The sequence below is a fragment of the Bradyrhizobium sp. TM233 genome, from assembly GCF_036247965.1.
Classification (GTDB): domain Bacteria; phylum Pseudomonadota; class Alphaproteobacteria; order Rhizobiales; family Xanthobacteraceae; genus Bradyrhizobium; species Bradyrhizobium ottawaense.
In genome coordinates, this window is record NZ_BTIG01000004.1 from 473717 (window position 1) to 492294 (window position 18578).

Genomic DNA, 18578 nt, shown 5'->3' on the forward strand with positions numbered 1-18578 from the left:
GACTTTAGCCCGTCACAGCGGCGCAGATTTGCGACAAGTCAAGCCTGATCCGGCAATCGCCGCATCTGGCCGGCCGACGGGTGCGACGTGATGTCCCGCCGCGAGCGATCAGCCGCGGCATCGCTCATGGTTGCAAGGCGCCGTGCCGCTAGCGCTTCGCCATCAACTCGAGCGCCGGAGCAAAGCGCTCCGCGAACGTCAACGATTTGGCGTGGTGAACTGCGGCAAAGGATGCCGAGATTCCTGCCGAAGCGACCGCGAGCAAGGCAATGACGAAAACCAGACGGCGCATGTCCGCCTCCTGTGTGAGCTCGACTACCCCATAGAGATGGGACGGATCTGTTTCAGGACGGTTTCATGGGCGCGAAAATTGATTTCACTCAAGCGCCTGTGATGGGATTCGGCTTATCGGGGCCCAAGCCATAACCAACTAACAGTCATCGGCGTGTTTTGCAGCGAAATGCGAGCCGCGTTGGGAATTTTACACCCGCCTCTGCGATCCTGAGCAATGCGACGACGAGCAGCATCCGCCGGAATGTGGAGTCATCGAGGACTATTCAAATGAAGATCGTGATCCAGAAGCTCAATGGCCTGTGGCACCTCATCGTCGGATCGTGCCTGATCCGAACGCCCTTCCTGGATACCCAGGACCGCGCGCTGGTGGTCACTTACGCCCGCCGCGCCTATCCCGGCGCCAGGATATTCCAGCGCGACTGACGCGAGCTGCTGCGCATGGTGGCCAGCTCACGAGAGCGATTCCCGACGCCCCTAATCATCGTCCTCCGGACCGCACCAGCCGGGCAGGTAGATCGCGTCCTTGCTCTTGGCTGCGGACATCGCCTTCTCGAGCGCCTTGTCGAAATCGGCCTCCACCACCTTGCGCGTGACCTTTCGGCGCAGGAAATCGGCCCACAGGAATTCGGAGAACGGCGTGGTGTCCTTGGCGAAGCCGCCCAGGCGGCGCAATTCGCCGGCAAGGCTGCGGAACGGATCGTCCTTGAGATCGGCAACCGATTTCGGCAGGTCGCGGAACTGTCGCCGTTCGCCCTTGGCGTCGTAAGGGTAGACCCAACGCTTGTTGTCCATCACGCCCCAGAACGCCTCGCGCTCGACCATGCGCAGATCGCCGACGATGGTCACCAGCACCTCCTTGACGCCTTCGTCGTGCAGCGCGCGGCCGAGATGATGATGGTCGATCACGTAGTAGCGCGCGTCCGGACCGTAGACGACGGGGATCATGTGCTTGCCGAGCAGATCGGCCTGCTTCTTCTTGTCATGCTCGCGCCAGCGCTTCCGCTTCTCCTTGACCTCGCGCATGCCGACCGTCATCTGCGTCGGCCGGAGCGACAGGATCGGGACCGGATGCACTCTCGGCTCACGCGCGTTGGTCGTGGTCATGGTCGAAGGCCCCTCGCATGGATGCAGCTGACGGTTCAGGTTCCCGGACTATGACATGGGCCATGCGCTGGCAAAACGTGTTCGGAAGGACGCGAGATCACAAGCCGATGTAGAGGGAACGAAGATGGGAGTCCTCGGCTCCTGCTATGTCCGCTGCTGCAACGCACCCCCTTGCGTCCCCTGCCGCCGACATGACGGCCGGTTCCGGGATCGCTTTCCACAGTCCATGCACAAATAGTGCGAGCGTACAAATGCACGCGGTAATTGCGAAGATTTTCTGCAACGCGTTCATTACGTGTGCTATCTAAAATCGCTGCTTCGGAGTGATCCCCGCCCCATGACTACTCAGCGGCCCATAAGCTCTGATGACGAGCACCGGGTGCTCCAGTTCAGGCCGCGCACCTCGCCTTCCCCGACGGTCCACCGCGGCAATGGCACGGTGCAGCCGTTGCGAGTCGCCCCCCCGCTCGACCTGTCGCGCTACGAGCAGCCCCGTGCCGAGCCGGACGATTTCCGCCATCGGATGCTCGCCAACATCGCGGCGCTGGCCTTCACCATCGCGCTGACCGCCATCGGAATTTGGCTCGCGGTCAGCATCGCCGACCTCCGCCGGACCCAGGATTGCGTGCTGATGGGCCGTCGCGACTGCGTCAAGATCACGACCCCGCACATCTAGGCCCGCCTCGCCGCCGGCCCCGGCGGGCAAGGGGCTCCGGCGGGGCATCCCCAGCCCTGTCTCGCCGCCGGCCCGGCTCCATTGAACTCAGGGCGGCGCTCCGATATACGGGCTTTCGACCCGGCCAGAGGGGGGTTTGAGGGCGTCATCAGGGGCGCGATGCCCACCCACCGTGCCACTCTGGATAATCCGACAAATATCCGCAATATATCAAAGGCTTAGTGATGTCTTCTACATTCGATCAGGTCGCCACGATCATCGCTGAAACCTGCGACATCCCGCGCGACACGATCACGCCGGATAGTCATGCCATCGACGATCTCGGCATCGACAGCCTCGATTTCCTGGACATCGCATTTGCGATCGACAAGCAATTCGGCATCAAGCTGCCGCTGGAAAAGTGGACCCAGGAGGTCAACGACGGCAAGGCGACCACCGAGCAGTATTTCGTGCTGAAGAACTTGTGCGCCCGCATCGACGAACTGGTTGCGGCCAAGGGCGCGAGCGCCTAAGCGCGCCGTCATGCAACTCGAATACTTCCATATGATCGATCGCATCGTCGACCTCAAGGTCGACGAGAAGACGATCGTCGTCGAAGCCCAGGTCCCGAAGGAGAGCACCATCTTCGAGGGGCACTTCCCGGGCTATCCCTTGATGCCCGGCGTGCTCCTGATCGAATCGATGGCGCAGGCCTCGGGCTGGCTTCAGCTTGGCGTGTTCAAGTTTGAACGCATGCCGATCCTTGCCGCCGTGAAGGAGGCCAAGGTCCGCGGCTCGGTCTTCCCCGGCGATCTCATGAGCATCGAGGCGAGCCTCATCCATGAAGGCTCCGGCTATGCCATGACCGAAGCCAAGATCAGGGTCGGCGGCAAACTGCGCGCGAATTCGGCGCTGACCTTCACGCTGATCCCCTTCCCCAATGCGGATATGCGCGGCTACATGACGAAAGTCGCCGAGCGCGTCGGCTTTCCGCAACAGGCCGTATCGCCATGACTGACACTGCTTCGAAGCCCGGCCAGACCGAAGTCTGGATTACCGGCATTGGACTCGCGACCTCGCTCGGCGAGGGCCTGGACGCCAACTGGGCCGCGCTTCAGGAGAGGCGCATCAACGTCGACGAGAAGGGCTTTGCGCCCTACATCGTGCATCCCTTGATGCCTGTCAGCTTCGACAGCCAGATCCCGAAGAAGGGCGACCAGCGCCAGATGGAAGCCTGGCAGCGCATCGGCACCTATGCCGCCGGCCTTGCGCTCGATTCCGCCGGGATCAAGGGCAACAAGGACGTCCTGTCGAAGATCGACATGGTGGTGGCCGCCGGCGGCGGCGAGCGCGATCTCAACGTCGACACCGGCGTCTTGACGGCCGAGGCCAAGGGCGCGAACGCGCCCGGCTTCCTCAACGAGCGCTTGATGAGCGATCTCAGGCCGACGCTGTTCCTGGCGCAGCTCTCCAACCTGCTCGCCGGCAACATCGCCATCGTGCACGGACTTGGCGGCACCTCGCGCACCTTCATGGGCGAAGAGGTCGCGGGCGCCGACGCTGCCCGCATTGCGCTTGCGCGCATCGCCTCGGGCGAGAGCGACATCGCGCTGGTCGGCGGCTCGCACAACGGCGAACGCAAGGACTTGCTCGTCCTCTACGAATTCGGCGATTTCAACCTCAAGGACAAGTTCGCTCCCGTCTGGGCGCGCAAGGACCACGCCGGCTTCGCGCTGGGATCTGCCGGCGCCTTCCTGGTGCTGGAATCGAAAGCGCATGCGCAAGCGCGCGGCGCAAAGCCGTTCGCAAGACTGTCGAGCGTCGTCGCCGACCTCGCCCGGCGCAAGCAGCCCGGCGACATGGCCGCCACGTTGGAGCAGCTGTGGGCCAAGCTGCCCAGGCGCGAAGGTAAAGGCGCGATCATCTCAGGCGCGACCGGTGCGGAGCCCGCGACAAGCGAAGAGCGCGGCTTCCTGAAGGGCCATGCCGACTACCCGGTGCGTTCGACCGGCACGATGTTCGGCCACACCATGGAGACGCAATTCCCGCTCGGCATCGCGCTCGCCGCGCTGTCGATCTCGCGCGGCGCGCTGTTCCCGCCGAACGATTCCACGGGCACCGAGATTGAAATGCAGGGAGCGCCCACCCAGATTGTGGTGGTGGGGGCCGGACACTGGCGCGGCGAAGGCATGGCGCTGGTCGAGGCAGTTAGCTAGCTCTATCGGGGGATCGACATGACTGCACCACGCGACAAACTCGGGCGCCCCGTCGTCGTCGTCACCGGCATGGGCATCATGACCTCGCTCGGTGCCGGCAAGGCCGACAATTGGGCCAAGCTCGTCGCCGGCGAATCCGGCATCCGCACCATCACGCGCTTTCCGGTCGACGGCCTGAAGACCACGATGGCCGGCACCGTCGATTTCGTCAGCGTCGATCCGTTCTCCTCCACCGGCCTGTCCGAGCGGATGGCTGAACTCGTGACGGAGGAAGCGCTCGAGCAGGCCGGCATCGGCGCCAAGGCCGATTTCCCGGGCCCGCTCTTCCTCGCGGTTGCGCCGGTCGAAGTCGAATGGCCGCAGCGCCGCGAGCTCGGCCGCGCCGTCGGTGCGCTCGACTTCAACTATGACGATCTCTTGCGCATCTCCGGCGGCGGCAAGTACAGCGCCTATCATCACCGCTTCATGTTTGGCTCGGTGGCCGCGCATCTCGCCGAGACCTTCGGCACCAAGGGCTCGCCGATCTCGCTGTCGACGGCCTGCGCGTCCGGAGCCACCTCGATCCAGCTCGGCGTCGAGGCGATCCGCCGCGGCGAGACCGATGCTGCGCTGTGCGTCGCGACCGACGGCACCGTGAACCCCGAGGCGCTGGTACGCTTCTCGCTGCTCTCGGCGCTGTCGACCCAGAACGATCCGCCGCAGGCGGCCTCCCGCCCCTTCTCCAAGAACCGCGACGGCTTCGTCATGGCCGAAGGCGCCGGCGCGCTCGTGCTGGAAAGCTACGAGGCCGCCACCGCGCGTGGCGCAAAAATCCTCGGCGTGATCGCCGGCTGCGGCGAGCTCACCGATTCCTTCCATCGCACCCGCTCGTCGCCCGACGGCAAGCCGATCATCGGCTGCATGAACAAGACGCTGGCCGATGCCGGCATGACGCCTGACCAGATCGACCACATCAACGCGCACGGCACCGCGACGCCCGAGAACGACAAGATGGAGTTCAACACGACATCGGCCGTGTTCGGCGAGCTCGCGCAGAAGATTCCGGTGACCTCCAACAAGTCGATGGTCGGCCACACCATCTCGGCGGCAGGCGCGGTCGAGGCGATCTTCTCGCTGCTCACGCTCGAGCATCAGCGCATCCCGCCGACGATCAACTACGAGACGCCGGATCCCACGATCCTGTTCAACGTCGTCGGCAACAAGGCGCGCGACGCCCGCGTCACCGCGGTGATGTCGAACTCGTTCGGCTTCGGCGGTCAGAACGCCTCGTTGATCCTGACCCGCGAACCGGCCTGACCGGACGCATGGCGCTGCTTCCTGCGAGCACGAAGGCCCGCGCGCGGGAGGCTGCGAAATCGATCGGCGGCAGCCTGATAGGCGCCGCCACCGTCGGCATGCTGCGCACCACGCGCTATTTCGATCCGGTCAAGACCTCGGACTTTTTCGCGCGCGTGGTGAAGCTGATCGGCCCGCGCCTGCGCGAGCACCGCATCGGTCGCGCCAACCTCACCGCGGCGTTTCCGGAGAAGTCACCCGAAGAGATCGAAGCCATCCTGATGGGCGTCTGGGAGAATCTCGGACGCGTCGGCGCCGAATTCGCCCATATGGATCACGTCTGGGACTACGACCGCGACCATCCCGAAAACAGCCGGATCGAACTCCCGGCGCGCAGCATCGAGCTGTTCGACCAGATCCGCGACGACGGCAAGCCGGCGCTGATCTTTGCAGCTCACCTCGCCAATTGGGAATTGCCGGCGCTCGCCGCCGTCTCGCATGGCCTCGATGCCGCGATCCTCTACCGCCGGCCCAACATTGCGTCTGCCGACCGCATCATCCAGGAGATGCGCCAGGTCAACATGGGCACGCTGATCCCGGCGGGACGCGACGCGCCGCTGCGCCTCGCTCAGGCGCTCAAGGACGGCAAGCACGTCGCCATGCTGATCGACCAGTATCTCACCGGCGGCGTCGAGGTCACCTTCTTCGGCCGCAAGACCCGCGCCAACCCGATGCTGGCCCGCCTGCTCCGCCAGGTCGAATGTCCGATCCACGGCGTCCGCATCATCCGCCTGCCCGGCGGCCGCTTCGCCGCCGAGATCACCGAGGAGGTCCAACCGGTGCGCGATGCCGACGGCAGGATCGACATCCAGGGCACGACCCAGGCGATCACCAGCGTGGTGGAGAGCTGGGTGCGCGAGCATCCCGAGCAGTGGCTGTGGCTGCATCGCAGGTGGCGGTAGACGCCGTCACTGCGAGGAGCCAAGCGACGAAGCAATCCAGAGTGCCCTCACCGAGAGATTCTCGATTGCTTCGCTCCGCTCGCAATGACGAGTGCGGCCCCTCTACCTTCCCGTCTTCACCTTCGTCCACAGCCGGTTGATGATCCGCTGGGTCGCCGGCTCGCGCGCGGTGATGACGAACAGCTTTGCGAGCGTCGCCTCGTCCGGATAGATGTTCTTGTCGTTCAGGATCTTCGGATCGACCAGCTTCTGGCTGGCGAGGTTGCCGCTCGCGTAGGACAGGAAGTCCGAGTTCCTGGCGGCAATGTCCGGACGGTAGAGATAGTTGATCAGCTCGTAGGCTTCGCTGACGTTCTTGGCATCGGCGGGGATCGCCAGATTGTCGAAGAACATCTGCGCGCCCTCCTTCGGAATCGCGTAGCCGATCTCGATGCCACTGCTGTTGTCTTTCTTGGCCTCGGCCGCGCGGGCGCGCGCCTGCATGATGTCGCCGGACCAGCCGACCACGAAGCAGATCTCGCCGGTGGCGAGCGCGCTCAGATATTCGGACGAGTGGAATTTTCGCACCGACGGGCGAACCTTCGCCACGATGTCGGCGGCCTTCTCGAGGTCGGCCTGCTTGGTCGAGTTCGGATCGAGCCCGAGATAGTTCAGCGCCGCCGGAAAGATGTCGTCGGCGGAGTCGAGCATGTGGACGCCGCAGTCCTTGAATTTGGCGAGGTTCTCCGGCTTGAAGACGATGTCCCAGCTGTCGATCTTGGCATCAGGCCCGAGGATCGCCTTCAGCTTGGCGACGTTGTAGCCGATGCCCGTCGTGCCCCACATGTAGTTCGCGGCGTAGTCGTTGCCGGGATCGTAGGTCGCCAGATGCTTGGTCACCATCGGCCAGGCATTGGCCAAGTTCGGCAGCTTCGACTTGTCGAGCTTCTGGAAGATGTTGGCCTTGATCTGGCGCTGCAGGAAATAGGCCGTGGGCACCACGACGTCATAGCCGGACTTGCCGGCCATCAGGCGCGTCTCCAGCGTCTCGTTGGCGTCAAAGGTGTCGTAGACCACCCTGATGCCGGTCTCCTTGGTGAAGGCCTCAAGGACGTCCGGCGCCACGTAGTTGGACCAGTTGTAGAAGTTGACGACGCGCTCCTCGGCCCCGGCGGGAGGTGAGAGCAAATTCAGCGCTGCGGCGATTGCGAGACCAAGGCGAAACCCCGCGCGGCTGACGTTCGTCATCTCTGTCTACCTCTTGCGTCCACGCACCGCGTCGGACAGCCGCTCCAGGGCGGTGTCCAGCGTCTGGTCCTTCTTGGCAAAGCAGAAGCGCACCACCGAGGTCACCGGGTCCTGCTCGTAGAACGCCGACACCGGGATCGCCGCGACCTTGTAGTCCTTCACGATCCGCCAGCAGAACTCGGTGTCGCTCTCGTTGAGCCCGAGCGGCGACAGGTCGACGGTGAGGAAGTAGGTGCCTTGCGACTTCAGCACGGGGAAGCCGAGGCTCTCCAGCCCCTTGGTCAGGCGGTCCCTGCTCCGGCTCAGGTCCTTGCGCATCGACAGGAAGTAGTCGTCGGACTTGCCGAGGCCGTAGGCGACGGCGGCCTGCAGGTTCGGCGCCGTGGTGAAGGTCAGGAACTGATGCACCTTGGCCGCGACGCGCAACAGCGGCGGCGCGGCGCAGACGAAGCCGATCTTCCAGCCCGTCAGTGAGAAGATCTTGCCGGCCGAGCCGACCTTGATGGTGCGCTCGCGCATGCCGGGAATGGTGATGAGCGGGATGTGCTTGTGCTCGTCGAAAGTGACGTGCTCCCAGACCTCGTCGCAGATCGCGATGACGTCGAACTCCTGGCAGTAGCGCGCCAGCAGCTCGAGATCCTCGCGCGGGAAAACCACCGCGCTGGGATTCAAGGGATTGTTGAACAGCACCGCCTTGGTCTTTGAATTGAAGACGCTTTTCAGCATGTCCTCATTCAGCCGCCAGTGCGGCGGCTCCAGCCGCACGAGGCGCGGAATGCCGCCGGCCTGGCGGATGATCGGCAAATAGGAATCGTACACCGGCTGGAAGCAGACCACCTCGTCACCGGGCTGCACCACCGCGAGGATCGCCGAGGTCAGCGCCTCGGTGCCGCCGGAGGTGACCATCACCTCGCTCATCGGATCGAGCTTGAGGCCATGCCAATGGCCGTAATGGGTCGCGATCGCCTGGCGCAGCTCCGGCAGGCCCATCATCGAGGGGTATTGGTTGTAGCCGTTCAGCGAGGCCTCGGCCGCGGCGCGGCGGATGTCCTCCGGACCCGGATCGTCGGGAAAGCCCTGGCCGAGATTGATGGCGGCATTGTCGCGCGCGGCCTGCGACATCGCCTCGAAGATGGTGACGGGAAGGTCGGCGAAGACCTTGTTCAGCGAGGAACTCTTGGACGTCATCGCGGGGTCAGCCACCGACCTTGCTGGGAAGCCCCGCCGCCTTCCAGCCCAGCATTCCGCCGGCCAGATGCTTGTCGTAAGGCAGGCCCGCCGCCTGAGCCGCGAGCGAGGCCGTCACCGAGCGTTTGCCCGAGCGGCAGGCAAACACGACGTCCTTGCCCTGGGGATCGGGGATCGCCTTGGGATCGAAGGTCGAGAGCGGCACCACGACGCCGTAGGGATAGGCCTCGGCTTCGACCTCGTTCGGCTCGCGCACGTCGACGAGGAGATAGCGGCCCTCCGCGACACCCTTGGAGACCTCGTCCGGGGTCAGATCCTGCACCTGGTTTGCCACATCATCCTCCAACGTCGCGCGTGCCAGCCGGACCTATCCCGGCCGGCGGCAACCTCGCCTCTCGGCTCACGAAAATCAAGCGCGACAAAGGCTTGAGCCGCGCGGCGTAAGTTAAAGCTAAATCGCAGCGACTTGAAGTGCGGCGTTCAGGATGCCCGAATCTGCTGCTGCACCTCTCACCACTCGTTCGGCGTCATTCCCCGCGAAGGCGGGGAATCCAGTACGCCGCGGCTCCTCGGCCCTAGCCGCGCCGCCGCTGGAATACTGGATCGCCCGGTCAAGCCGGTCGATGACAGCGGTGGAACTAAATCGTCACCTGCGTGCCGACCTCGACCACGCGGCCGGAGGGGATCTGGAAATAGTCGGTGGCGTCGTTGGCCGAGCGGCTGAGCGAGATGAACAGCCGGTCCTGCCAGCGCGGCATGCCGGAATGGACGGCGGGCTTCAGCGCTCTGCGCGACAGGAAGAACGAGGTCGACATGATGTCGAACTGCCAGCCGAGCTTGCGGGCGATCGCCAGCGCCTTCGGCACGTTGGGCGATTCCATGAAGCCGAACTTCAGCGTCACCTTGGAGAAGGTCGGTGAGATCTGCTCCAGTTTCACGCGCTCGGCCGGATCGATCCGTGGGGTCTGAGCCGTCTCGATGGTGAGAATGACATTCTTCTCATGCAGCACTTTGTAGTGCTTCAGACTATGCATCAGCGCGGTCGGCGCGCTGAGCGGGTCCGAGGTCAGGAACACGGCGGTGCCTGGCACCCGCTGCGGCGGCCGCTTCTCCAGCATCGCCACGAGATCGGCGAGCGGGAACTCGAGCTTGCGCGACTTCTCGAACAGCAGCCGACTGCCGCGCCGCCACGTGTACATCAGGATGATCATGAGCGCGCCGAGCGCCAGCGGCACCCAGCCGCCTTCGAACACCTTGAGCAGGTTGGCGGCCAGGAACGTGAGGTCGAGGAACAGGAACGGCGCAATCAGCGCTCCGGCGGCAAGCGGCGACCAGCGCCAGACCTTCCAGATCACGACGAAGCCCATCATCGCCGTGACCACCATGGTCCCGGTGACGGAGATGCCGTAGGCGGACGCCAGCGCGCTGGACGAACGGAACAGGAGCACCAGCAGCACCACCGCGACCAGCAGCAGCTGGTTGATGCGCGGGATGAAGATCTGGCCGGAATGGGCTTCCGACGTATGGCGAATTTCGAAGCGCGGCAACAGGCCGAGCTGGATCGCCTGGCGCGTCAAGGAATAGGCGCCTGTGATGACCGCCTGGCTGGCGATGACGGTCGCCATGGTGGCGAGCACGACCATGCAGCCGCGGAAGAAGCCTTGCGGGAAGAGCTGGAAGAACGGGCTGACGATGGCGCCGGGATCGCCCAGCACAAGCGCGCCCTGCCCCAGATAATTCAGCGCCAGCGACGGCAGCACGATGAACAGCCAAGCGGTCTGGATCGGTCGCTTGCCGAAATGGCCGAGATCGGCATAGAGCGCCTCGGCCCCGGTGACCGCCAGGAACACGGCGCCCAGCGTCACGAAACCGATGATGCCGTGGTGGACCATGAAGGACACGGCGTAGAGCGGGTTCAGCGCATACAGCACTTGCGGCTGCTGGACGATCGGATGGATCGCCGCCGCCGCAAGGACCGCAAACCAGACGCACATGATCGGGCCGAAGAAGGCGGCGACGCGGGCGGTTCCCCGCGACTGCACGGCAAACAGGCAGACCAGGATCACCACCGTCAGCGGCACGATGTAGGGCTCGAACCGCAGCGTGACGTCCTTCATGCCCTCGATCGCGGACAGCACCGAGAGCGCCGGCGTGATCACGGCGTCGCCATAGAACAGCGCGCCGGAGATGATGCCGAGCAGGACGACGGTCGCTCCGCCGGTGCCGACCGCGCGCTGGGCCAGCGCCATCAGGGCAAGCGTGCCGCCCTCGCCATTGTTGTCGGCGCGGAGCAGGATCACGACGTATTTGAGCGTCACCACGACGATCAGCGCCCACAGGATCAGCGAGACCACGCCGAGCACGGCCGCCGGCGTCGGCAGCCCGTCCGCGCCCGACGCCGCCATCACCGCCTCGCGGAACGCGTAGAGCGGGCTGGTGCCGATGTCGCCGTAGACGACGCCGATGCTGCCGAGCGTCAGCGCACCGAAACGGGCGGTGGTGTGGGCCTCGCCATGCCCATTGGCCGCCGCCGTTTCCGGGGCGGAAATCACTACATCGCTTGTCATGGGAGAGCCCAGTGGCCTCTAAAATGCTTCACTGCACAACGGCGGAAGAGCGCGCGGCTTATAGTCCTGCGCTACCGGCATAGCCTAGCCCGATTCCGGGGTTTAGCCATGCAGATTCGCATGACTAAGGCAGATGCGTTCTAAATGGTGACTTGGGTTCCGACTTCAACCACCCGTCCGGTGGGGATCTGGAAGTAATCGGTGGCATCGTTGGCGGACCGGCTGAGCGCAATGAAGATGTGGTCCTGCCACAGCGGCATGCCCGACTGTGCGGACGCCTTCAGCGACCTCCGGGACACGAAGAACGACGTCGACATGATGTCGAACTGCCAGCCCTGCTTGCGGGCGATCGCGAGCGCCTTGGGCACGTTCGGCTGCTCCATATAGCCGAAGCGCAGCCGGACCTTCGAGAACTTCTCGCTGATCTTCTCCATCCGGAATCGCTCGGACAGATCGACCCGCGGCGTATGCGCGGTCTCGATGGTCAGGATCACGTTGTGCTCGTGCAGCACCTTGTTGTGCTTGAGATTGTGCAGCAGCGCGGTCGGCACGAACGAGGGATCGCTGGTCAGGAACACCGCGGTACCCTTGACGATGTGCGGGGGCCGCTTCTCGAGGCTCCGGATCAGATCGTCCAGCGGCACCTCGATCCGGCGCGTCTTCTGGATCAGGATTCCGGAGCCGCGCCGCCAGGTCCAGATCGTCCCGGCCATGAGGACGCCGAACAGCAGCGGCACCCAGGCGCCCTCGAGCAGCTTGAGGAGATTGGCGCTGAAGAAGCTCAAATCGACGACCACGAAGGGCACGATCACGGCCGCAGCCGTGGCAGCGCGCCAGTTCCACAATTTCCAGATCACGACGAAGCCCATGATGCCGTCGGCGACCATGGTGGTAGAGACCGCGATGCCGTAGGCCGAGGCCAGATTGCTGGGGGTATGGAACAGCAGCACCAGCAGCATCACGCCGATCAGCAGCAGCCGGTTCACCCGCGGCAGGTAGATTTGGCCGGCGTGAGTTTCGGAGGTGTAGCGGACCTCGAAGCGCGGCAAGAGCCCGAGCTGCACCGCCTGATAGACCAGCGAATAGGCGCCGGTGATCACCGCCTGGCTCGCGATCACGGTCGCGGCGGTCGCAAGCCCGACCAGCGGCAGCACCAGGCTCTCGGGCACCATGCGATAGAACGAGTGTTCGATCGCGCTCGGATCGGACAGCACCAGCGCGCCCTGCCCGAAATAGTTGATCAAGAGCGCGGGCAGCACGAAGAACATCCAGGCCGACTGGATCGGCTTGCGCCCGAAATGGCCGAGATCGGCATAGAGCGCCTCGCCCCCGGTCACGGCCAGGAATACGGCGCCGAGGGTGACAAGGCCAATCGTGCCGTGCGACAGCACGAACTGCACGGCATAATAGGGATTGATCGCCGCCAGCACGGAGGGATCGTCGGCGATGTGGACGGCTCCCATCACGGCGATGACGGTGAACCAGACCACCATCACCGGCCCGAAGGCCGAGGCGACCAGCGCGGTCCCCTTGCTCTGCACGGCGAACAGCAGCACCAGGATGAGGACGGTGAGCGGCACCACGTAATGCTCGAGCGCGGGGGTTGCGAGCTTCAGGCCCTCCACCGCCGATAGCACCGAGATCGCCGGCGTGATCATGGAATCGCCGATGAACATGGAGGCGCCGACCACGCCCAGCGCGAGCAGGAACCAGCTCCGCCGCCCGAGCGCGCGCTGGCCGAGCGCCATCAGCGAGAGCGTGCCGCCCTCCCCGTTGTTGTCGGCGCGCAGCAGCAGCAGCACGTATTTGGCGGTGACGACGATCAGCAGCGCCCACAGGATCAGCGAGAGCACGCCGAGCACCATGACCCGCGAGACCGGCTCGCCGTGGGCGGCGCCCCTGACCGCCTCGTGGAATGCGTAGAGCGGCGAGGTGCCGATATCGCCGAACACGACGCCGATGCTCCCGAGCGTAAGGGACCAAAAGCCCGAGGTGACCGGCCCGTCCTGGGTCTCGGCCTGTGTGATGCTCGCCGTCATGAAGATGGAAAACGCTTCTTCCCTGGAATTGATCCGGCGCCTTTTGACGCTTCCGGTGCGCCTGTCAATCGGCGCACCACCATAGCAGGCGCAGAGCCGGATGCTGTGACGCTGCAGCCACGCTCATTGCCAGCGCGACGACATGCCTCAGGTAGAATGGTAGCGCAAGGGGGTCTATTTTCCGAGCAGGATCTCGTCGGAAAACGGTGCTCACCGTGCCCGGGTGACGCTCACGGCTTCAGATTCGGCGGCAGCGGCGGATCTTCGCGCATCAGGGTGATGGTCACCCGCCGGTTGGCCGCGAGCGAGGGATCGTCCGGAAACAGCGGCTGGGTATCCGCCTTGCCGGAGACGGCGAAGATGTGCGACGGCGGCAGGCCCTCGCGTTCGAGGATCTGGCGCACGGCATTGGCGCGGTCGGCCGACAGATCGAAGGCACCGTAGTCGCTGCGGGTCGGCACGAAGCCGGCCGCGGTGTGGCCGGCGATGGAGACGCGCAGCGGCGTGGCCTTGAGCGGAATCGCGAGCTTCTCGACCAGGCGACGGGTGCGGTCATAGGGCACCTTGGAGCCGTCGGCGAACATCGAACGGCCGTCCTGGTCGACGATCTCGAGGTTGAGACCCTGCTTGGTCTCCTCGAACATGATGTGCTTGGACATCTCGGTCAGCTCCGGCATGTCCTGCAATGCCTGGCGCAGCGAGGCTGCGGCGAGCGCAAAATTGCGGTCGACCTTGATCTTCGCGCCCGACGTCTTGTCGCGATCCTCCTGGTCCGGCGTCGGCGTGTTGGAGGCATCCTCGGGCTGGATATGGTCGACGTTCTTCAGCCGCGGGCGGGTCGGCAAACCGTCGGATTCGACGATGCCGGCATAGCGCGCTTCGCTCTGGACGCCGAAGGCGTCGCGCATCGATCCCGCGACGATCTTCAGCTTGTTGGCGTCCTGCGTCGAGAACGCCACCAGCATCACGAAGAAGCTCATCATCAGGCCCATGAGGTCGGCGAAGGTCACGAACCAGCCGTGACCGCCTCCATGGGCATCGCCGCGTTTCTTCTTGGCCATGTCTGAAAATCCCGGCGGGCGGTCTTACGCCGGCACCGGCTCGCCCTCGGCGTGGCGATGCTTCTCCGGCAGGTAGGCCAGCAACATTTCGCGCACCAGGGTCGGGCTCTTGGAGTCGCGGATCATCAGGATGCCGTCGATGATCAGCGTGCGGTTGGTCTCCTCGTCCAGCAGCTTGCCGTGCAGCTTGTCGGCGATCGGCAGACAGAACAGGTTCGCGACCAGCGCGCCGTAGAGCGTGGCGAGCAGCGCGGTCGCCATGAACGGGCCGAGCTTGGAGGGGTCGGTCATGTTGGCGAACATCTGCACCATGCCGATCAGGGTGCCGATCATGCCGAAGGCCGGGGCGCAATCGCCGATGGCGCGATAGATCTTGCTGCCCTCGTCGAGGTGCATGAGGAAGTTGTCGCGGTCGCGCTCGAGATTGTCGCGGATGAAGTCGAGGTCGTAGCCGTCGGCGACGTAGCGGATGCCCTTGGCGAGGAACGGCTCGTCGGTCTCGACCTTTTCGAGGCCGACCGGGCCCTGCTTGCGGGCGATCTCGGCGATGCGGGCGAGCTCGTCGACGAGGTCGTGCGCCGACAGGCGGCTCATGGTGAAAGCGAACTTGGCGCCGAGCGGAAGGCCGTGCAGGAGTGCCGAGAGCGGAAATCGGATCATGGTGGCGGAGATCGAGCCACCGAAGATGATGATCATCGCATGTTCGGAGATGAACATGTGAAGGTCGCCGCCCATGAAGATCATTGCGGTGATGACGATGATGCCCGCCGTCAGCCCGACGCTCGTCATGATATCCATAGGATACTCCAACGCGTACGCAACAACGGCCGTCCTGGCCGCTGGCGCGGCCCAACCCCGAACCGCATCGGAAACCCTAGAGCGCCGCCCTTAAAGCCGCGTAAAGGTTAAGTTGAGCCGGCGCGCCAGACCGCCGCAGCGCATCGGGATGAGGCCGGCTTTGCCGACTGCCGACACGAATTTCAACGCTTTGCTAACCATGATTGCGGCGCGCTAGCGTGCCAGCCCCGTCAGCTTCAGGCTCAGCTCGCGCAGGCGCTGGCGGGCATCTACGTCGTAGGCCTGGGGATTGGCACGCGCCTCGTTCATGCCGTTGAAGAACAGCCCGCTCTTGCCTGCCACATCGTCGCCCTCGACGAGGCGCAGGATCGCCGCGCCGCCCTGCTCCACCGTCGAGATCGGCGTAATCCCGCCGGCACGCACCATCGTGGTGTTCATGTAGGTCGCCGGATGCAGCGCGTTCACAGTGACACCCGCGCCCTTCAGTTCGTCTGCGAGATCGATGGTGAACATGATCTGGGCAAGCTTGCTCTGTGCATAGGCGCGTGAACCGCTGTAGCCCTGCGTGATCATGACGTCGTCGAAATCGATCGGATGCTGCCCGAGGGAGGCGACGTTGACGATCCGCGACGGCGCCGCGGACTTCAGCAGCGGCAGCAACAGATGGGCGAGCAGGAAACCCGAGAGATAGTTCACGGCAAAACGCAGCTCGTGACCATCGGCGCTGACTTGCCGCTGCGGGCCGTCGTTCTGCGAGCCGATGCCGGCGTTGCTGACGAAGACGTCGAGACGCTGGTGATCGCGTTTCACGGCCTCGGCCAACGCGCGCGTGCCCGCCATCGATGAAAGATCGGCCTGGTAGAAGGTTGGCGCGGCACCGCCAGCCTTCACGATCTCCTCGACGAGCGACCGGGCACGCGTGGCGTCGCGGCCATGGATCAGGACCCTTGCACCGTCCTCGGCCAGCCGTCGCGCGACGTAGCGGCCGACGCCATCGGTCGACCCCGATATCAAAACAGTCTTGTCTTTCATTGTCATTGTGCGCCCTCCGACTGCGGCTCTGCGTCACATCGGTGATCAGAGATCGTGCAGTATTCTATGGTCGTGCGGCATGCTCCATCGCGGGAGCCGTTTTGCAATGTTGACGCTGTTCAGTCTTCTCACCGCCCTGCCTGCGGTGTTGGCGCTCCACCTGCTCGAGCCGGAGCTCGTTCTGCCGGCCTTCAGCCTCGTGCTCTTTGCCGAGGCCGCTTTCGCGGTGATCGCAGCGCGCTTGATTCACCTTCCGGTCAATGCGGAGGACATCACGCTGTGGGACCTTGCCGGCGGCTTCACCCTGATCGGGTGCGCCGCCGCGATGTTCGGCGAGCCGGATCAGGCCGCCCTGTTCCTGACGGAACAGGGGGGCCCACGGCCGGTGTCGCGGCCTTAGGCCGCCCATCCCCCTCAGTGAATCTCCGCCGAGCGCTTCAGCGCGGCCTTCAGCTTCTCGAGCGAGAAATCGGGGCTGCGGGCGATCTCCAGGATCGGCGTCTCGCGGCGGCCGCAGAGTTCGGCGGCCTCTGGGAGCTTCGCCGCGATGTCGAGCGGGATCACGATGGCGCCGTGCTGGTCGGCGTGGATCAGATCGTCCGACTTCACGGTCATGCCGGCGACGCGAACCTCGCCGCCAAAGCTTTCCGCATGCACCCAGGCATGCGACGGGCCGATCGAGCCGGCCAGCGCCTGGAAGCCCGGCGCCCATTGCGGGATGTCGCGGATCGAGCCGTCGGTGATGACGCCGAGGCAGCCGAGCGCCTTGTGCACGTTGCTCTGCACCTCGCCCCAGAACGCGCCGTAGCCGACATCGGGACCGTCGATGTCCTGGATCACCGAGATGCGCGGACCATGGCCGGTGCCGACATATTCGTAATATTCGATGCGGCGCCTGGACTGCTCTTCAGCCGGAAGCGAGGATTTCAGCACCGAGCGGATCGCGACCGTGCGGGCATAGCCGACGATCGGCGGCAGATCGGGGAACGGGCAGACCAGTTGCTTGGTGGTGTAGCCGATCAGCCGGCGCTCGGGCGCCACGATCTCCATGGCATTGCAGATCGTCGGCGTGTCGTAGCGGCCCAGTGCTTCGAGGACGGAAGCGGGCAGCGGCCCGGTCGCTTTATCAGTCACGGCGTTCTCTCCCAGATTGGCGGTCGCTGTTGGCGCGATGCCGCCGGCACAGGGCGATATAGCCGAGATCAGGTCTCAACCCAACTCGGGGGGCCTCATGGCAGATATCCGCGCGTGGTCGCTCAGTGCAGCCGTCCGGGCCGGTCGTCGTCCTCGTTGGGCGGCTCCGACAAATTCGCCAGCGTCGGTGCCGACGGCGGTGAGGTAACCTCGCCTCCCGACGGCGCGGTGGTTTCCATCGCACGGGCCTGGTCGCGATAGGATTTGTAGCCAAGCGGCAGAGCGAGAAGATACAGCACCGTGCCGATCGACAGCACGTGCCAGGGATAGGCGATCAGCAGCGCGATGAAGACGATCACCGCGACGAACGCCGGCAGCACCAGCTCCGGCGGCACGCGCATGCGCTTGGTCTTGCCGGAGAACACCGGCAGGCGCGACACCATCAGGAAGGCGATCAGCAGCGTATAGGCCGCCGTCATCGCGGCGGGCCAGCGGCCGAGATCGAGGAACGCCACATAGATCGGCAGCAGCACGGTGATCGCGCCGGCCGGCGCCGGCACGCCGGTGAAGAAATTGGCGGCGAAGGCCGGCTTGTTCGGGTCGTCCATGGTGGCATTGAAGCGCGCCAGGCGCAGGCCGCCGGAAATCGCGAACACCATCGCGGCGATCCAGCCGGCATTGCCGAGCTCGTGCAGCTGCCAGAAATACAGCATCAGCCCGGGGGCGACGCCGAAGTTGACGAAATCGGCGAGGCTGTCGAGCTCGGCGCCGAACTTGGACTGCCCCTTGATCATGCGCGCGATGCGGCCGTCGATGCCGTCGAGGGCGGCCGCGAACACGATGGCGTAGACAGCGAGCGACATCCGCCCCTCGATCGACAGGCGGATCGAGGTCAGGCCGGCGCAGATCGCCAGCAGCGTGATGACGTTGGGCACCAGCATCCGCACTGGAATCGGGCGGAACCGCCGGCGGCGTACGTCAGGGTCTTTGAAGTCATAGGGCGTCATCGCTGGTCCTCACCTCAAG

Annotated in this window: 20 protein-coding genes; 8 read left to right on the plus strand and 12 right to left on the minus strand. The window is 65.0% G+C overall.

What is annotated here, in order from left to right:
- Positions 1-148: 148 nt before the first annotated feature.
- Positions 149-292, minus strand: coding sequence for a hypothetical protein (locus tag AABA86_RS13410; protein ID WP_167443344.1), 144 nt, complete (start codon positions 290-292; stop codon positions 149-151).
- Between the two features lie 269 nt (positions 293-561).
- Here AABA86_RS13410 and AABA86_RS13415 point away from each other — a divergent pair, with 269 nt between their 5' ends.
- Entirely contained in the window at positions 562-717 is a 156-nt protein-coding gene (locus tag AABA86_RS13415) for a hypothetical protein (protein WP_162832237.1), read from the plus strand.
- Positions 718-768: 51 nt separating this feature from the next.
- Here AABA86_RS13415 and AABA86_RS13420 read toward each other — a convergent pair whose 3' ends face one another.
- Entirely contained in the window at positions 769-1398 is a 630-nt protein-coding gene (locus AABA86_RS13420; protein ID WP_212246670.1) for a ParB-like protein, read from the minus strand.
- A gap of 337 nt (positions 1399-1735) precedes the next feature.
- Between AABA86_RS13420 and AABA86_RS13425 the strand changes: the two genes are divergently transcribed.
- From AABA86_RS13425 to AABA86_RS13450, 6 genes are all read left to right on the plus strand, one after another.
- Positions 1736-2074, plus strand: a complete 339-nt coding sequence (locus tag AABA86_RS13425; RefSeq protein ID WP_212246672.1) for a hypothetical protein — start codon at positions 1736-1738, stop codon at positions 2072-2074.
- A gap of 224 nt (positions 2075-2298) precedes the next feature.
- Complete coding sequence (locus AABA86_RS13430) at positions 2299-2586, plus strand: acyl carrier protein (protein WP_007592476.1); 288 nt, start codon at positions 2299-2301, stop codon at positions 2584-2586.
- Positions 2587-2596: 10 nt separating this feature from the next.
- Positions 2597-3067 carry a 3-hydroxyacyl-ACP dehydratase FabZ family protein gene (locus tag AABA86_RS13435; RefSeq protein WP_212246674.1) on the plus strand — a complete coding sequence of 157 codons (471 nt, stop codon included), beginning with the start codon at positions 2597-2599 and terminating at the stop codon, positions 3065-3067.
- Positions 3064-4269, plus strand: coding sequence for a beta-ketoacyl-ACP synthase (locus AABA86_RS13440; protein ID WP_338307146.1), 1206 nt, complete (start codon positions 3064-3066; stop codon positions 4267-4269). The genes AABA86_RS13435 and AABA86_RS13440 overlap by 4 nt, the downstream gene beginning before the upstream one ends.
- Before the next feature lie 18 nt (positions 4270-4287).
- Positions 4288-5565: a beta-ketoacyl-ACP synthase gene (locus AABA86_RS13445; protein ID WP_028145255.1), complete on the plus strand. Its 1278-nt coding sequence runs from the start codon at positions 4288-4290 to the stop codon at positions 5563-5565.
- 8 nt (positions 5566-5573) lie between these two features.
- Positions 5574-6506, plus strand: coding sequence for a lipid A biosynthesis lauroyl acyltransferase (locus AABA86_RS13450; protein WP_338307147.1), 933 nt, complete (start codon positions 5574-5576; stop codon positions 6504-6506).
- Between the two features lie 102 nt (positions 6507-6608).
- On the opposite strand, the gene AABA86_RS13455 is transcribed toward AABA86_RS13450, so the two are convergent.
- The 8 genes from AABA86_RS13455 to AABA86_RS13490 form a co-directional block, all read right to left on the minus strand.
- Positions 6609-7733, minus strand: coding sequence for a polyamine ABC transporter substrate-binding protein (locus AABA86_RS13455; RefSeq protein WP_338307148.1), 1125 nt, complete (start codon positions 7731-7733; stop codon positions 6609-6611).
- 6 nt (positions 7734-7739) lie between these two features.
- Positions 7740-8921: an aminotransferase gene (locus AABA86_RS13460; RefSeq protein ID WP_338307149.1), complete on the minus strand. Its 1182-nt coding sequence runs from the start codon at positions 8919-8921 to the stop codon at positions 7740-7742.
- Positions 8922-8928: 7 nt separating this feature from the next.
- A complete protein-coding gene (locus tag AABA86_RS13465; RefSeq protein WP_026202463.1) occupies positions 8929-9255 on the minus strand; it encodes a rhodanese-like domain-containing protein in 327 nt (108 codons plus the stop codon).
- 304 nt (positions 9256-9559) lie between these two features.
- A complete protein-coding gene (locus AABA86_RS13470; RefSeq protein WP_212246682.1) occupies positions 9560-11488 on the minus strand; it encodes a potassium transporter Kup in 1929 nt (642 codons plus the stop codon).
- A 140-nt stretch (positions 11489-11628) separates the two neighbouring features.
- On the minus strand, positions 11629-13527 hold the full coding sequence (locus AABA86_RS13475) for a potassium transporter Kup (RefSeq protein WP_212246683.1): 1899 nt from the start codon (positions 13525-13527) through the stop codon (positions 11629-11631).
- A 230-nt stretch (positions 13528-13757) separates the two neighbouring features.
- A complete protein-coding gene (locus tag AABA86_RS13480) occupies positions 13758-14588 on the minus strand; it encodes an OmpA/MotB family protein (protein WP_028145261.1) in 831 nt (276 codons plus the stop codon).
- Positions 14589-14612: 24 nt separating this feature from the next.
- Entirely contained in the window at positions 14613-15386 is a 774-nt protein-coding gene (locus AABA86_RS13485; RefSeq protein ID WP_063195489.1) for a motility protein A, read from the minus strand.
- A gap of 213 nt (positions 15387-15599) precedes the next feature.
- On the minus strand, positions 15600-16424 hold the full coding sequence (locus AABA86_RS13490; RefSeq protein WP_338307150.1) for an SDR family NAD(P)-dependent oxidoreductase: 825 nt from the start codon (positions 16422-16424) through the stop codon (positions 15600-15602).
- A 100-nt stretch (positions 16425-16524) separates the two neighbouring features.
- On the opposite strand from AABA86_RS13490, the gene AABA86_RS13495 reads away from it, so the two are divergent.
- Complete coding sequence (locus AABA86_RS13495; RefSeq protein ID WP_338307151.1) at positions 16525-16818, plus strand: hypothetical protein; 294 nt, start codon at positions 16525-16527, stop codon at positions 16816-16818.
- Positions 16819-16832: 14 nt separating this feature from the next.
- On the opposite strand, the gene AABA86_RS13500 is transcribed toward AABA86_RS13495, so the two are convergent.
- A complete protein-coding gene (locus AABA86_RS13500) occupies positions 16833-17552 on the minus strand; it encodes an RraA family protein (protein ID WP_028145264.1) in 720 nt (239 codons plus the stop codon).
- Between the two features lie 122 nt (positions 17553-17674).
- Positions 17675-18559, minus strand: coding sequence for a CDP-alcohol phosphatidyltransferase family protein (locus AABA86_RS13505; RefSeq protein ID WP_212246690.1), 885 nt, complete (start codon positions 18557-18559; stop codon positions 17675-17677).
- Positions 18560-18578: the final 19 nt, after the last annotated feature.

Coding starts and splice junctions, on each gene's coding strand:
- AABA86_RS13410 (WP_167443344.1), bottom strand. CDS start 292: ATGCGCCGTCTGGTTTTCGTCATTGCCTTGCTCGCGGTCGCTTCGGCA.
- AABA86_RS13415 (WP_162832237.1), top strand. CDS start 562: ATGAAGATCGTGATCCAGAAGCTCAATGGCCTGTGGCACCTCATCGTC.
- AABA86_RS13420 (WP_212246670.1), bottom strand. CDS start 1,398: ATGACCACGACCAACGCGCGTGAGCCGAGAGTGCATCCGGTCCCGATC.
- AABA86_RS13425 (WP_212246672.1), top strand. CDS start 1,736: ATGACTACTCAGCGGCCCATAAGCTCTGATGACGAGCACCGGGTGCTC.
- AABA86_RS13430 (WP_007592476.1), top strand. CDS start 2,299: ATGTCTTCTACATTCGATCAGGTCGCCACGATCATCGCTGAAACCTGC.
- AABA86_RS13435 (WP_212246674.1), top strand. CDS start 2,597: ATGCAACTCGAATACTTCCATATGATCGATCGCATCGTCGACCTCAAG.
- AABA86_RS13440 (WP_338307146.1), top strand. CDS start 3,064: ATGACTGACACTGCTTCGAAGCCCGGCCAGACCGAAGTCTGGATTACC.
- AABA86_RS13445 (WP_028145255.1), top strand. CDS start 4,288: ATGACTGCACCACGCGACAAACTCGGGCGCCCCGTCGTCGTCGTCACC.
- AABA86_RS13450 (WP_338307147.1), top strand. CDS start 5,574: ATGGCGCTGCTTCCTGCGAGCACGAAGGCCCGCGCGCGGGAGGCTGCG.
- AABA86_RS13455 (WP_338307148.1), bottom strand. CDS start 7,733: ATGACGAACGTCAGCCGCGCGGGGTTTCGCCTTGGTCTCGCAATCGCC.
- AABA86_RS13460 (WP_338307149.1), bottom strand. CDS start 8,921: ATGACGTCCAAGAGTTCCTCGCTGAACAAGGTCTTCGCCGACCTTCCC.
- AABA86_RS13470 (WP_212246682.1), bottom strand. CDS start 11,488: ATGACAAGCGATGTAGTGATTTCCGCCCCGGAAACGGCGGCGGCCAAT.
- AABA86_RS13475 (WP_212246683.1), bottom strand. CDS start 13,527: ATGACGGCGAGCATCACACAGGCCGAGACCCAGGACGGGCCGGTCACC.
- AABA86_RS13480 (WP_028145261.1), bottom strand. CDS start 14,588: ATGGCCAAGAAGAAACGCGGCGATGCCCATGGAGGCGGTCACGGCTGG.
- AABA86_RS13485 (WP_063195489.1), bottom strand. CDS start 15,386: ATGGATATCATGACGAGCGTCGGGCTGACGGCGGGCATCATCGTCATC.
- AABA86_RS13490 (WP_338307150.1), bottom strand. CDS start 16,424: ATGACAATGAAAGACAAGACTGTTTTGATATCGGGGTCGACCGATGGC.
- AABA86_RS13495 (WP_338307151.1), top strand. CDS start 16,525: ATGTTGACGCTGTTCAGTCTTCTCACCGCCCTGCCTGCGGTGTTGGCG.
- AABA86_RS13505 (WP_212246690.1), bottom strand. CDS start 18,559: ATGACGCCCTATGACTTCAAAGACCCTGACGTACGCCGCCGGCGGTTC.